Source organism: Streptomyces sp. NPDC006516 (genome assembly GCF_040611875.1).
In the GTDB taxonomy this organism is placed as follows: Bacteria; Actinomycetota; Actinomycetes; order Streptomycetales; family Streptomycetaceae; genus Streptomyces.
The window spans coordinates 158331-171548 of the sequence record NZ_JBEXPD010000010.1; the positions used below are offsets into that span (position 1 = coordinate 158331).

Sequence of the window (13218 nt, forward strand, 5' to 3'; positions counted from 1 at the left end):
GCCCGGCGTTATCGGACAGGGAGCACCCGCCGGCCCGGCCACAACCGCCGGGCCGGCGCCCTGCAGGGCGCCGAAATTGCAGCACCGGCCGGGACGTGCAGCACCGCGCGCTGGGTAGGCCACGGGCCTCCGGCGCGTCGGCGGTCCACGCCTAGCGCGGCCGTGTCACATGGCTGGACGCCTCAGCGATCTGGTCCCACTGCCCTGACAGGGCCGGTTGACCTGCGCCGTGGACCGCTGACAGGCCGGCTGAATCCATTCGCCGGCCTGGTCTTTCCACTCCTGAGTCCGAGGACTCGCACATGCCTGCCCTTTTGCGGTTCTGGCACCTATTCGGTGAGGCGTACACCGTGGGTGACGGTTGAGGCCGCTCCTACCGTCCGAAGCGATGGTGCTCCGGCTGGAGAAGCTGCTGTTCCCGCCGATCGTGGCTGGCGCGGGGTCAGCGCTGATCGGGCGCCGTGTCCGTCCCGCGCTGCGCGCAGTGTGGGCAGCGCTCGCGGCCGTCCCATGCGGACCAGCCGAAGTCGGTCGGGGTGAGGGCGTGGCCCTCCAGCTCGTTGCGGACGGCCTCACGGTAGGCCCAGACGGCGTCCAGGTAGGGGTGGTAGATGTTGTGGAATGCGGGGGTCGAGATGCCGGCGCCCGCGGCGACCGTCTTTCGGAGGGCGCGGAGGCGTTCGAACATGGTCTGGCCCGTTCCCGCGATCCTGGCGCTGGCGTCGAGGAAGAGGTGCTCGCGCACCTCGTAGATGCGGGCCTCCGTCAGCGCCAGGCGGCTTGCTTCCTCCAGGTCGGTCGCCTCGGCGCCGCTCTGCGCGAGGCGGCGCAGTTCGGTATGGGCCGCGCCCGCCGCCGCGATGAACTCCGTGTACACGTCCCGGCGGCGCGCCTGAAGGTTGCGACGGTGTTCCTGACGGGTGCGTAGACGGTCGGCCAGAACCGTGCCCGCTATCGCGATCAGACCGCCGCCCAGTGTGGCGACCAGCGTTCCCCACTCCACAACGTGTCCCCCCGGTCGGTGCTCCGGAAGGGCGCGCCCCCGCGCCGTCCCGTCCAGCAGATCATGCCCGACGGCCGCGGCCGACCGAGTACGCCTCGGCTCAGATGTCCGGCCGGGCCGGCTTCGCCACTGACCTCACACTCAGTCAGCCCTCCACGGAAATTGAGCCAGAACCTGTTCCGGTGGACAAGGCCAGTGCTCGACCTGTTCCCGAAGTGGACGACGTAAAGACGCTCGCGAAACGGGACAGTGCGGCTGATCTGCGCAGCTTCGCGGTGCTTGCCGCGCTGGATGTGGAGCGGACCGGTGGGCCGGACCTGCCGGCCGCGGTCGGCATGTATCGCCCCACGTTGGCGCGCATCCGCATGGACCGCGCGCCGGCCACCGGAGTAAGGCCGCCTCGCATGCCGCCAGAATCAGGAAACCCCGGGTCGTGCCTGCGGCCAGCGTGATCCCCGACGCAATCACAGCACCGACAGAGAATCCCAGCGACGGTCGCCAGTCGTCTGTGCGGATCATCGCCCAGCACAGTGGCGGGAATGAAAAAGACGCTGTGGTGACGGCAGGGCTGCCTCACGAACTGCCGTGGTCGGCGAACGCCCAGTTCACGTCGTACGGGGCGAGTCGGTCGATGATCCGGCGGCGTCGGCCGGGGTCGGCGACGGGAGGAAGGGAAACCATGGGGCGGCCGTCCGCCAGTTCGCATCGGATCTGTTCGTCGGCGACAGCGATGCCGATGCCGGCCAGGGCCGTGGAGATCGCGCGCCGCGTGGAGTCGAGGCGCAGAGGGACCTTGGAGGGTTTGCCGATGTCGGTCACCGGCAGCGCCGGCAGGATGATGACGTCCTTGGGGGCCGCGGCTCGCTCGGGTACGTGCTGCGCGGCGAAGGCGATCAACTCGTCGGGTCCGGTGCCGGTCGTGCCGGGCCTGAGGGTGACGTAGGCGATGGGGACCTCGCCGGAGTGAGGGTCGGGGCGTCCGACGGCGCTTGCGCCGGTGACGGCCGGGTGGGCGAGGAGGGCGTCCTCGACGACGGCGGGGTCTATGTTGTGGCCGCCGCGGATGATCAGGTCCTTCGCGCGGCCGAGCAGGTGGATGAATCCGTCGGAATCCACGCGCGCGAGGTCGCCCGTGTTGAGCCAGCCGTCGCGCACACTGCCGAGCGTGTCCATGCGCGGTCCGGTCTCGTCGTGCCCGACGACGTAGCCGGGGAAGACGGTGGGGCCGCTGATGGCGAGAATGCCGGGTTCCCCCTGCGGGAGATCGTGCCAGGTGCCGTCGTTGTCGATCCGTACCGTCTTCACCCGCTGGTAGGGCATGCGCTGGCCCGCGGCCTCCGGGCGCTGGTGCTCGTGCAAGAAGCTCCGAGCGCTGCCGCAGGTGGCTTCGGTGAGGCCGTACCCCTGGCAGAGTGGGACGCCGGTGTGGTGCTCGAACGCCGCGCGTACCGCCGGCGGCAGGGGGGAAGCGCCGACGATCGCGAAGCGCAGCGAGGTGATGTCCGCGTCGAGCGGAATCCGGGCGAGGGCGGCGTAGACGGTCGGGACCGCCGACAGGGTGGCGATCCGGAAATGCGCGACGATCTTCCAGAAGACTGCGAAGAGCGCCGGTTCGCGGTAGCCGAGAGGGCCGGTCCACACGCTGTGCTGACCGCGGAACAGCGGTGCCAGCAGGGTGACGACCAAGGCGTTGACATGGAACAACGGCAGTCCGGCGAAGAGTACGGAATCGGGGTCCAACGTGCTGTTGGCCGCGATCATCCAGGCGTCGGTCACCTCGTTGGCGTGGGTGTGCGCGGCCAGCTTGGGGGCGCCGGTGGTGCCGCCGGTGTGGAAGTACGAGGCCAGGTCGCCGGCCTTCGGAGGCACCACACCAGGATGGAGTTCTGCCGGCTGGGCGGCGGCCTCGACGTGCAGATAGGCGACGTGGACCCCCTCGATCCCTTCCAGTTCGGGCGCGAGCTCGGGTGCGCCGACCGGCCGCAGCGCGAACAGCGCCGAGCAGCGGAGTGACGCCGCAGCGGTGCGGGCCGTCCGCCATGCGTCGGCGTCGAGTTCGGGTCCGGCCGCGACCAGGACCGTCGCGCCGCCCAGACCCAGCAGCCGTTCGGCGTGCTCCGCGGCGAGCGCCGGGTTGACCGGCGCCGCACAGCCCGCGAGCTGGGCGGCCAGGAGGGTGGCGGGCAGCAGGCCGGCGTTGGGGGTCAGCAGGCCCACGGCGGTGGTACGGCTGACGCCGTGCCGGTGGAAGAGGTTGGCGATGCGGTGTACTTGATCGCGCAGTTGCTCGAAGGACACCGTCTCGCCGCGCGTCCACTGCTCCGCGCTGGGCAGCACGGTGAGAGCCGGCCGGTCCGGCCACAAGGCGGCGGCGCGTGCCAGTAGGCCGTACGTGGAACCGGGCAGGCCGCGGTCCTCGAGCGCGACGGACTCGATCGTCGCCAGGGCGCCCGGGTGGTCGTAGGCCGGCCAGAGCAGATCGGGTTCAGGGGCGTTCACAGGAGCTGCCTTTCGACGTGGGCTGGTTGGTGGTGGGTGGGCGCCGACCACGCGTTCCTGCGTGGGCGGGCGCGTCGGCACTGCTCGCCGGTCTACGGCAGGCTGTCCTCGATCTGGGCGTACGACCAGGGGCAGAGGGTCTCCAGCGTCTTGCCGATGCGGAAGACAGCGGGGTCGTCGTAGGGGTGGCCGACGATCTGGAGGCCGGTGGGGACTCCCCAACTCGACATGCCGGAGGGAACGTTGAGCACGGGGCAGCGGTTGTTGATGTTGAAAGGCGTGGTCATGGCGCTCCACAGGGTGTCGGCCACTTCCTCGCCGCGCACCACGACCTTGTCGCCCGCGAGGTCGTCGCCCGCGTGCCAGCCGGGAACGGCGGTGGTGGGGCAGATCAGTGCGTCGAATCCGTCCATGGCGGTGGCGAGCGCTCGTTGCAACCGGTGTTCGGCGCGCAGGGAGTCGAGGTAACTCACCTGGGTGCGGGCGCGGTTCATGGTGTCGGCGAAGGCGACCGTGTACGGGCTGAGCAGGTCGCGGTGGCTTTCGGCGGCCTCGACGACGAGGGCGCCGAAGAGGGACGAGAAATGGCCGGCGACCGCGGTCAGCAGGTCGAGGCGCGTCCAGGGGAGGGTGATCTCCTCCACGTGTGCGCCGGCGTCGGCGAGAGCCTGGGCGGCGGCGCGGGTGTGCGCCTCGATCTCCGGATGGACGTCGTACGCACCGAGTCGGACGCACAGGGCGACACGTGCGCCGGTCACGTCCTCGTACGCGGTGGGCAGGGTCGACTTGGGGCGGATCGAGGTGTGGTCGCGGGGGTCGGGGCCGGCCAGGACGTTCTGGAAGGCGATGACGTCGTCCACGGTGCGGGCCATGGGACCGTCGCCGCGGTAGTGGTCTGCGGTGAGCACGCCGAGGCCGGGGTTGCGTCCGTAAGGGGCCTTGAAGCCGACGGTTCCGGTGAAGGCGGCCGGGATGCGGGTGGAGCCCCCGATGTCGGAGGCCGAGGCGAGCAGGGTCGTACCGGCGGCGAGGGAGGCGCCCGCGCCGCCGGAGGAGCCACCGGGGGTGAAGTCGGGGTTCCACGGGTTGCGGGTGATGCCCCACATACGGGAGTGCGTGTAGGTGCTGAGGGAGAACTCCGGGGTCGCGGTGCGGGCGTGGATGATGCCGCCCGCGCCGAGTATGCGGTCGATCACGGGGGCGTTCTCCGTGGCTATGCGGCCCTTGTGGGCGAGGGAGCCTTCGGTAAGGGTGCGGCCCTGGATGGCGTGCTTCTCCTTGGCCGCGACCGGGATGCCCTCCAGCGGACGGGGGTCCAGGCCGTCCTTGCCGAGGTAGCGGGCCTCGGCGTGCCGGGCCTGTTCCAGGGCCTCGTCGAAGAGCCGCTCGGTGAAGGCGTTGATGCGTGGTTCGACCTTCTCCGCTCGGTCGACGACGGCCCGCATGAGTTCGACGGGCGACAGCGCACGGCGGGCGAAGAGCTGGAGGGCGTCGGTGGCGCTGAGGTGGACGAGGTCGTCGCAGGCGGGGGTGCGGCTGGGCATGGGCGTGGCGTCCTTCCCGTGCGGAGGCTGAGGCCGGTCGGTCGGTGTGCCGGTCGGTCGGCTGTCGTCCGGCGGTGGTGTCAGCCTCAGGGACCGGCCCCATCCGGCCTGCGGATTGCATGAATCCGCCAGGACCGGGGGCGGCGTGCCGGAAAGCGCAGCTGCGGGCTCGGGAAGGAGCGAGTCGGACGGGGCCCGGAGGGAGGGGCGGCTCGGACGGGCGTGGTTCAGGCGATCGGGTGCCACGGGTCGACCGGGACGCAGCCGGTGCTGCGGCCGTCGTCACCGAGCAGGCGGCCCATGCGCTTGATCCAGCGCAGGTTCACGGCCCGATTGCGTACGCGGACGGAGGTGATCCGCGCGGCGGCTTGGACCTCGTAGCGACCGAGGTCGTCCAAGGCGTGCAGCCACACCACGCTCAGCAGGTTCGCCTCGGCGGACACCGACGCCGCCATACGAGTGTTCCGCAGGCGGCTCAATTCGTCGCCCGCAGCCATGAGCTGGGCGGGCGGCACGGACATCCAGAGAGTGGCCGAGCTGCGCCAGCCCGCGTACAGGTGGGCGGCGTCGCAGCGCAGTACCGCTCTGCCGCCCTGGAGCAGAGAGTGCAGCGACCGTCGCACCGTTGACTCCGGACGGCCCAGTTCGGCGGCGATCGAGGTGACGGAGCGGCGGCCGTCCTCGGCGAGGGCGCGCAGCAGGACACGGTCCTCGGGCGTGAGCGTGGCCGCGACGGCAGTGTGGGCGCCGCTGTCCTCGGTCTCGGCGAGGTCGCGCCTCTGGTCGCGGGAGAGGGAGTCCATGCGCCACTCGCTGCCGTCCCGGTGCACGTGCTGCACCAGGTGGGTGCGCGTGGCGGTCACCGCCTCGATACGGCCGAGTGCGAGTACGTACCCGCTCATCGACGACATGGACGCCGTGGCCACCGTCAGGAGCAGGTCGCAGGATCCCGCCACCAGTTCCACGCTCATCGCCTGCGGGTGCCGGGCGAGCTGGTCGGCCAGGGCTTCCCGGGCCTGCGGCACGCACGACACCTCGATCAGGGCCAGGGCGCCGTAGGTGACTTGGGAGGGAGACGCGTAGCAGGTGACCCATGCCTCACCGGACTCCCGCAGCCGGGACCAGCGGCGGGAGAGCGTTGCCGCGTCCACGCCGAGCGGACGGGCCAGCTGCGCCCAGGGGGCACGGGGCGCCATCTGCAGGGCGTTGACGAGGGCGAGATCGAGTTCATCGAGTGTTCCCCGGGACGGGGTGGTGGCGGCCCTTACGCCCACGGGCCCTGCGGATTCATGCATGCGATCACCTTTCCGATGCGGATTCTTGCAATTGCGGGGTCGGGAGGGAAGTGGCCTGTTCTGTATGCCGCAACAGACCGCAGCACTGCCCGCGCTCCCGGACATCGGCGGCCCACGGCCCGTCCGAGTCCCCGTCCCGTGCCAGTCCTTCGCCCCGCCCAGCCCTCGGCCCCTTCACAGTTCTCAGTCCTGGAGAGTCCTCCATGCCCCGTTCGCGGTTCCTCTCCGGCGCCATCACGGTCGCCGCCACCTCCCTCCTGGCCTCCGCCTGCACCACCGGCCCGACCGGCGATCCTTCATCGAGCGGCGACAAGGGCGGGGCCACAGTCAAGGTCGGATTCACCTCCGACGTCACCTCGTTCGACCCGGCGAAGGGCGCGGGCTCGACGGACTACGCCCTCACGTCGTTGCTGTACCAGCCGCTGATCGGCCTGGACGACGGCGGTACGTTCGTCGCCGGTCTCGCCGACACCTGGACGTCCACGCCGACGAAGACCTCGCTGACTCTGAAGAAGGGCCTGACCTGCTCCGACGGGTCGGCGCTCACTCCCTCGCAGGTCGTCGCCTCGCTGAAGCGCTACCGGATGAACTCGGCCGGCGCCCTGCTCACCTTCGGCGCAGCGAACACAGGGGAGAAGACCACGATCACCGGCGACGACGCGGCCGGCACCGTCACCATCACCACCGCCACCCCGTGGGGCGAGGTCCTCGCCGGCCTGTCCGGCACCGCCGCCGGGATCGTCTGCAAGGCCGGCCTCGACGCGGGCACCGCCGCGCTCGCCCGGGGCGCCGTGAAGGGCGCGGCCACCGGCCCGTACGAAATGGTGACGGCACGGCGTGGCGCTTCGTACGAACTGCGGCTGCGCAAGGGATTCAAGGCGTATCCGCAGTTCGCCTCGATGCCCGCGGGGGAGCCGGCCGACCGCCTGCGCGTCCAGATCTCGAAGAACGAGTCGACCCTCGCCAACCAGCTGCAGACCGGCGCCCTCGACCTGGTCCCCCTCACCGGCACGGACGCCACGCGGTTCACGGGCAACGATACTTTCACGGTCAGATCCGCACCGTTCATCCGCAACTACATCGCCTTCAACCAGCGCCCCGGGCGCCCGGGCGCCGACCCGAAGGTCCGCAAGGCGATCGCGCAGGCGGTCAGCGTCAAGGCGTTCAACAACGTCTTCGGCGGCACCGGACAGTCCCTCACCTCGTACGTGGACGAGAAGGCGGCGTGCGTCTCCACCGACGGCTCCCTGCTGACCAGGACGGACACGGCTGCGGCGAAGCAGGTCCTGAGGGGCGTCAGCATCAAGCTGGAGGGCTCCAACGCGGTGGCCGGCGGCGCAGGCAACTCCTACGTCGCCGAGGCCCTGCGCGCCGCCGGCTCCGAGGTGAAGCTCACCAACGCCGACAACGCCGCCTGGGCAACCGACGTCACCGCCAACCAGGGCGACTGGGACGTCACCGTCTTCCCGCTGATCAGCGGCACCCTGGCGCGCGGTGGCACCTATTTCCTGGGCCCCGAGCCGGCCAAGGGCGGTCTCAACTACGGCGCGGTGAAGAACGCGGCTTACGCCGAGAACTATGCCGCCGCCACCTCCACCACGGACCGCAACGCCAAGTGCGCCGCCTGGCAGAAGGCCCAGGAGGCGCTGCTCAAGGCCAACGACGTGATCCCGCTGGCCACGGTCGACGTGCACTACGTCGCCCGCAAGGGCGTCTCCTTCGCCATGCCGGGCGGGTCCCTTTCGGTCTCCACGCTCCGGGTCACCGGCTGATGGCGGCGGCACCGGCCGTGGGGACGGCCGCGGGGGCCGGGCGCTCGGCGCGGCTCGGCCCCTGGAGCACCTTTCTCGTCCGGCGTCTCGTCGGGCTCACCGCCGTCGCGGTCACGCTCGTCGCCGGCACGTTCCTGATGGTGCAGCTCATCCCGGGCGACCCGGCGCGCGTGGTCGCCGGCGCCGAAGCGACCCCCGCCGACGTGGAGCTCGCCCGCCACGACCTCGGCCTGGACCAGCCGCTGCTCGTACGGTTCGGCACGTACACGAGCGGTCTGCTCCGCGGCGACATGGGCACCTCCTTCCAGACGCAGGAGCCCGTGGCCGAGATCATCGGCGGCCGCCTGCCGTTCACCGCCGAGATCGCGCTCCTCTCCGTCCTCATGGTGCTGGTGCTCGCCGTGCCGGTCGGACTGGCCGCCGCAGCACGCGGCAGCCGCCGCACCGACGCTTCGTTCACCTTCGTGACCGGGACGGTCGGCGCCACACCCGAATACATCATCGGCACCCTCCTCGTCCTCGGCTTCGCCATCAAGCTGGGCTGGTTCCCGGCGGCAGGCGCCGAGACCCTCGTGTCGACGGTGCTGCCCATCGCCGCCCTGGTGCTGCCGGCCACCTGCGTCATGGCCCGCATCGTGCGCAGCGAGGCCACCCACGTCCTTGCCCAGGACTACATGCGGACCGCGCGGGGCCGCCGCCTGCCGCCCCTGCGTCTGTACGCCCGCCACGCCCTGCCCAACCTGCTGACCGCCACGCTCACCCTCGGCGGGCTGATCCTCGCCGGGCTGCTCGGCGGCACGGTCGTCGTCGAGTCCGTCTTCGCCTGGCCCGGCATCGGGCAACGCGTCGTGGAGGCGCTCCTCGTCCGCGACTACCCCGTCATCCAGGGCTGCGTCCTGATCCTGGGGTTGCTCGCCGCCCTGCTCAACCTGCTCGTCGACCTCGTCCTCGCGCTGCTCGACCCGCGCACCCTGGCCGGAAAGGGAGGCCGCTGATGCGCCGCATCCGGTGGAACGCACCCCTGGTCGTGTCCCTCGCCGGCCTCGGACTGATCGTCGTCCTCGGCATCGCGGCGCCCCTTCTCCTGGAGGAGGAGGCGACCGTGCTGAGCGGCGCCGCCCGCGCGCACGTGAGCGCCGGACACTGGCTCGGCACCGATGCTCTCGGCCGCGACGTGCTGGCCCGGACCCTGGTCGCCACCCGCCTCACCCTGGTCATGACCCTCGCCGCGACTGCGATCGCCGCGGTCGCCGGCATTCTGCTCGGCACGGGCGTCTGGGTGTCGGGACGGCGTGTCCGCGAGCTGGGACTGCGCCTGATCGACGTGATGATCTCCTACCCGGCGCTCATCCTCGCGCTGGTGATCGCCACGGTCCTCGGGACCGGGCCCACTGCCTCCGTCCTCGCGATCGGCCTGGGCGGCGCCCCCGCCTTCGCCCGCCTCACGGCGAACATGGCTGCCTCCGTGGCGCAGCGCGACTTCGTGACGCAGGCGCGCCTGATGGGCGTACCGCCGTACCGCGTGCTCGTCCGGCACCTCCTGCCGAACATCTCAGGGCCGCTGCTGGTACTGCTGTCGGTGGCCTTCGCGAACGTGCTCGTCGCCCTGTCCGGCCTCTCCTTCCTGGGAGTCGGCGTGCAGGCACCTGATTACGACTGGGGCGCGCTGCTCAACTCCGGCCTGCAGTCGCTCTACACCAACCCCGCCGAGGCGATCGGCCCGGCGGTGGCCATCACCGTCACCGGCGTCCTCGCGGGCTTCGTCGGCGACGGCCTTGCCGCAGCGCTCGATCCCCGCGGTGGGAGGGCGAAGGCCGCAGCGGTACGTCCCACCGCCGTGGCCACGCCCTCGCACCGGGCTCCCGCCGACGCCCTGGTGACGGTGGACGGCCTGGCCGTGGTCCTGCCGGACGGCACCCGTCTCGTCGACGACGTCTCCTTCCACGTCATGCCCGGTGAAGTCGTCGGCCTGGTGGGGGAGTCCGGCTCCGGCAAGTCGCTGACGGCCATGAGCGTGGCCCGGCTCCTGCCGGAGGGGCTGTCCGCCCACGCGGCCGAACTGACCCTGGACGACCTCGACCTGGCCGGCCCCGAAGCCGATCCCAGGCGTCTGGCGACCGAGATCGGCATCGTCTTCCAGGACCGTCGTCCTCCTTCAACCCCGCGCTGCGGATGAGCGGTCAGCTCACCGAAACACTCCGCGTGCACCAAGGTGTGCGCGGGGCCGATGCGGACCGGCGGGCTGTCGAGGCCCTGGAGCAGGTACGCATCAAGGAACCCGCCCGGGTCATGAAGCAGTATCCGCACGAACTGTCCGGCGGCATGCGGCAGCGCGCGATGATCGCCGCCGCGCTGCTGCCGGGTCCGCGGCTGATCGTCGCCGACGAACCGACCACCGCCCTCGACGTGACCGTCCAGGCCGAAGTCCTCGACGTCCTGAAGGACATCAACCACCGGCGTGGCACCAGCGTGCTCCTCATCTCCCACGACATCGGCGTCGTCGGCACGGTGTGCCACCGGGTCGTGGTGATGTACGCGGGACGTGTCGTCGAGGAACTGTCCGCGGCCGGCCTGCGGGCGGGCCGCGCCCGGCACCCGTACACGCGGGCGCTGCTGGCCGCGAGCCCGCGACTGCGCGACACGGGCAGCGGGGAGCGCGCACCGCTCGCCACGATCCCGGGCCGCCCGCCCGCGCCCGCCGACCGGCCACGGGGCTGTGCCTTCGCCGACAGGTGCCCGGTGGCGCTCGACGCGGTCTGCGCGACCGAACGGCCGCGTCTGGTCGACGACGTGGCCTGCCATGCCGTACGACAGGAGGTACAGGCCGGATGACCTCGTCCCCGAACAAGCTGGCCGTCGAGGACCTGACCGTCGCCTTCGGCCACGGCCGACGCGCGCGAACCGTGCTGCGCGGCGTGTCCACCGGGGTCCGGACAGGGCAGACCCTCGGCCTGGTCGGCGAGTCCGGCTCAGGGAAGTCGACCATCGCCAGGGCGATCGTCGGTACCCACCCCGCCAGGACGGGCCGCATCCTCCTCGACGGGGAGGATCTCACCGGCCTCGGGCGCAAGGAGCTCGCTGCGGTGCGGCGTCGGGTGCAGCTCGTCTCCCAGGACCCGTACGCCTCCCTCAACCCGCGCATGACGGTCGGGGAGGCCATCGCCGAGGCTGTCGACCCCGTGCGGGCCGACTCCGGGAAGCACGCGGCGACGGTCGAACGGTGGCTGGAGACCGTCGCGCTGGACGGCTCCGCGGCCGACAGATACCCACACGAGTTCTCCGGCGGCCAGCGCCAGCGCATCGCAGTGGCCCGTGCTCTCGCCGTGGAACCCGAAGTGCTGATCGCCGACGAGATCACCTCGGCGCTGGATGCTTCCGTACAGGCGGAGGTGCTGAACCTTCTCGAGGAGCTACGGCGGTCCCTGTCCCTGACGATGATCTTCATTTCCCATGACCTGGCCGTCGTCCGCCATGTCAGCGACGAGGTCGCTGTCCTGTGTCAGGGCGAACTGGTTGAGCAGGGCCCGGTGCGGGACGTCTACCACGCCCCACAGCACCCCTATACGCGCCGTCTCCTGGCGAGCGTACCGACATTCGAAGAGAAGGAGGAAGCAGCATGAGCGAACCGACCGCCGTCGCCCGCCTCACGCAGGAGATCACCGCCGGCTTGAAGCCCGCCGCCCTGGCGGACTTCTACCAGGACCTCCACCGCCACCCGGAGCTCGCCTTCCAGGAGCACCGCACCGCCTCGAAGCTCGCCGCGCGGCTGCGGGCGGCCGGCTACGACGTGACGGAGGGCGTCGGCGGTACCGGGGTGGTCGGTGTTCTCGCCAACGGCGACGGTCCGACCGTGTGGCTGCGCGGCGACATGGACGCACTGCCGGTCCAGGAGGCCACCGGTCTCGAGTACGCCTCCACCGTCGACGGCGTGATGCATGCCTGCGGTCACGATCTGCACGTCACGTGGCTCGCCGGAGCCGCCGACGCGCTGGCCGCGGCCCGCGGCACATGGTCGGGCACGCTCGTCCTCGTGGGGCAGCCCGCCGAGGAGTCCGGCGGCGGGGCGGCGGCCATGGTCGCCGACGGGCTGCACACCCGCTTCCCCCTCCCCGACGTGGTACTGGGCCAGCACGTCGCGCCCGGCCTCGCCGGCTTCTACCCGCACACGCCGGGCCTCACCATGTCGGCCTCCGACGACATCGACGTCGTCGTGCACGGCGTCGGGGGTCACGGCTCCCGCCCCGAGTCGACGACCGACCCGGTGGTGACGGCGGCCTACATCGTCACGCGCCTTCAGACCGTGGTCTCCCGCGAGGTCGCGGCGGCACACTCGGTGGTCCTGACGGTAGGACAGTTCCATGCCGGTACGAAGCACAACATCATCCCCGCCGAGGCCCGGCTCTCCCTGAACCTGCGCACCCAGGACGGGAGTGTGCGGGACCGCGTCCTCAGAGCCGTCCGCCGCATCGTGGAGGGCGAGTGCCGGACCGCCGGCTGCCCGACCCCGCCGGAGGTCACCGTCCGGCCCGGCTACCCGAACACCGTCAACGACCCCGTCCTCGACGGCGAGCTCGCCGCTGTGCACCGCGAACTGTTCGGACCGCCCACGGTGCTCGACTTCGGCCCCGCGATGGGCAGCGAGGACTTCTCCCTCCTCGCGCCCGAGGGCGTGCCCTACGACTTCTGGTACGTGACGTCCACCCCGCCCGCGGTGTGGGGCGCGGCCCCCGGAGCGGATCTGGCCGAGAAGATCGGCAACGTACCGGGAAACCACAGCCCTCTGTTCGCCCCCGACTCTTCGGTGCTCCTGCCCGGTGTCCGGACACTGGTGTCGGCGGCGCTGAGCCGACTGGGGTGAGCGGCCCTGCCGCCACCGGGCCGGCCTCGGCAGGAACGACGAGGCCGACGCGTCGGCCGGAACTCGCCATGCCGCAACCCTCGTGGCCCTGGCCGTGGGGATCGTGCGCTCCACGCCCCTGGGTGGTGCGGCGTGAAGTGCGCGCCGACCACGACCCCGGGGCCCGCAGCGCCTTCCCCGCGTCACCCTTCGGCAGGACCAGGACCAGGACCAGGGGCCTGTCCCCGAAGTCGGCTGCCTTTCGACT

11 protein-coding genes are annotated in these 13218 nt (G+C 71.6%); 7 read left to right on the plus strand and 4 right to left on the minus strand.

Annotation, left to right across the window (positions count from 1 at the left end; genetic code table 11):
* Nucleotides 1-442: 442 nt before the first annotated feature.
* Nucleotides 443-1003, minus strand: a complete 561-nt coding sequence (locus tag ABZY45_RS25055; RefSeq protein WP_356743174.1) for a CchlQ — start codon at nucleotides 1001-1003, stop codon at nucleotides 443-445.
* 182 nt (nucleotides 1004-1185) lie between these two features.
* Between ABZY45_RS25055 and ABZY45_RS25060 the strand changes: the two genes are divergently transcribed.
* On the plus strand, nucleotides 1186-1455 hold the full coding sequence (locus ABZY45_RS25060) for a hypothetical protein (protein ID WP_356743176.1): 270 nt from the start codon (nucleotides 1186-1188) through the stop codon (nucleotides 1453-1455).
* Between the two features lie 121 nt (nucleotides 1456-1576).
* Here ABZY45_RS25060 and ABZY45_RS25065 read toward each other — a convergent pair whose 3' ends face one another.
* The 3 genes from ABZY45_RS25065 to ABZY45_RS25075 all read right to left on the minus strand — a co-directional run bounded on the left by ABZY45_RS25065 (nucleotide 1577) and on the right by ABZY45_RS25075 (nucleotide 6341).
* Complete coding sequence (locus tag ABZY45_RS25065) at nucleotides 1577-3502, minus strand: acyl-CoA synthetase (protein ID WP_356743177.1); 1926 nt, start codon at nucleotides 3500-3502, stop codon at nucleotides 1577-1579.
* A gap of 92 nt (nucleotides 3503-3594) precedes the next feature.
* Complete coding sequence (locus tag ABZY45_RS25070; RefSeq protein ID WP_356743179.1) at nucleotides 3595-5046, minus strand: amidase; 1452 nt, start codon at nucleotides 5044-5046, stop codon at nucleotides 3595-3597.
* A gap of 227 nt (nucleotides 5047-5273) precedes the next feature.
* Nucleotides 5274-6341 carry an AsnC family transcriptional regulator gene (locus ABZY45_RS25075; RefSeq protein ID WP_356743180.1) on the minus strand — a complete coding sequence of 356 codons (1068 nt, stop codon included), beginning with the start codon at nucleotides 6339-6341 and terminating at the stop codon, nucleotides 5274-5276.
* Nucleotides 6342-6544: 203 nt separating this feature from the next.
* On the opposite strand from ABZY45_RS25075, the gene ABZY45_RS25080 reads away from it, so the two are divergent.
* Genes ABZY45_RS25080 through ABZY45_RS25105 form a run of 6 tightly spaced genes read left to right on the plus strand, consistent with a single transcriptional unit; the run spans nucleotide 6545 to nucleotide 12971 of the window.
* Nucleotides 6545-8113, plus strand: a complete 1569-nt coding sequence (locus tag ABZY45_RS25080) for an ABC transporter substrate-binding protein (protein ID WP_356743182.1) — start codon at nucleotides 6545-6547, stop codon at nucleotides 8111-8113.
* Nucleotides 8113-9108: an ABC transporter permease gene (locus ABZY45_RS25085; RefSeq protein WP_356743183.1), complete on the plus strand. Its 996-nt coding sequence runs from the start codon at nucleotides 8113-8115 to the stop codon at nucleotides 9106-9108. The genes ABZY45_RS25080 and ABZY45_RS25085 overlap by 1 nt, the downstream gene beginning before the upstream one ends.
* Nucleotides 9108-10289, plus strand: a complete 1182-nt coding sequence (locus ABZY45_RS25090; RefSeq protein ID WP_356743185.1) for an ABC transporter permease subunit — start codon at nucleotides 9108-9110, stop codon at nucleotides 10287-10289. Before ABZY45_RS25085 ends, ABZY45_RS25090 begins: the two co-directional genes overlap by 1 nt.
* Nucleotides 10290-10315: 26 nt before the next feature.
* Entirely contained in the window at nucleotides 10316-10945 is a 630-nt protein-coding gene (locus ABZY45_RS25095) for an ABC transporter ATP-binding protein (protein WP_356743186.1), read from the plus strand.
* Nucleotides 10942-11733: an ABC transporter ATP-binding protein gene (locus ABZY45_RS25100; RefSeq protein WP_356743187.1), complete on the plus strand. Its 792-nt coding sequence runs from the start codon at nucleotides 10942-10944 to the stop codon at nucleotides 11731-11733. The genes ABZY45_RS25095 and ABZY45_RS25100 overlap by 4 nt, the downstream gene beginning before the upstream one ends.
* Nucleotides 11730-12971: an amidohydrolase gene (locus ABZY45_RS25105; RefSeq protein ID WP_356743188.1), complete on the plus strand. Its 1242-nt coding sequence runs from the start codon at nucleotides 11730-11732 to the stop codon at nucleotides 12969-12971. Before ABZY45_RS25100 ends, ABZY45_RS25105 begins: the two co-directional genes overlap by 4 nt.
* Nucleotides 12972-13218: the final 247 nt, after the last annotated feature.

What these genes read in the sequence shown, in the direction of transcription:
- ABZY45_RS25085 (WP_356743183.1), top strand. Translation starts at nt 8,113, where the DNA reads ATGGCGGCGGCACCGGCCGTGGGGACGGCCGCGGGGGCCGGGCGCTCG.
- ABZY45_RS25070 (WP_356743179.1), bottom strand. Translation starts at nt 5,046, where the DNA reads ATGCCCAGCCGCACCCCCGCCTGCGACGACCTCGTCCACCTCAGCGCC.
- ABZY45_RS25105 (WP_356743188.1), top strand. Translation starts at nt 11,730, where the DNA reads ATGAGCGAACCGACCGCCGTCGCCCGCCTCACGCAGGAGATCACCGCC.
- ABZY45_RS25090 (WP_356743185.1), top strand. Translation starts at nt 9,108, where the DNA reads ATGCGCCGCATCCGGTGGAACGCACCCCTGGTCGTGTCCCTCGCCGGC.
- ABZY45_RS25100 (WP_356743187.1), top strand. Translation starts at nt 10,942, where the DNA reads ATGACCTCGTCCCCGAACAAGCTGGCCGTCGAGGACCTGACCGTCGCC.
- ABZY45_RS25080 (WP_356743182.1), top strand. Translation starts at nt 6,545, where the DNA reads ATGCCCCGTTCGCGGTTCCTCTCCGGCGCCATCACGGTCGCCGCCACC.
- ABZY45_RS25075 (WP_356743180.1), bottom strand. Translation starts at nt 6,341, where the DNA reads ATGCATGAATCCGCAGGGCCCGTGGGCGTAAGGGCCGCCACCACCCCG.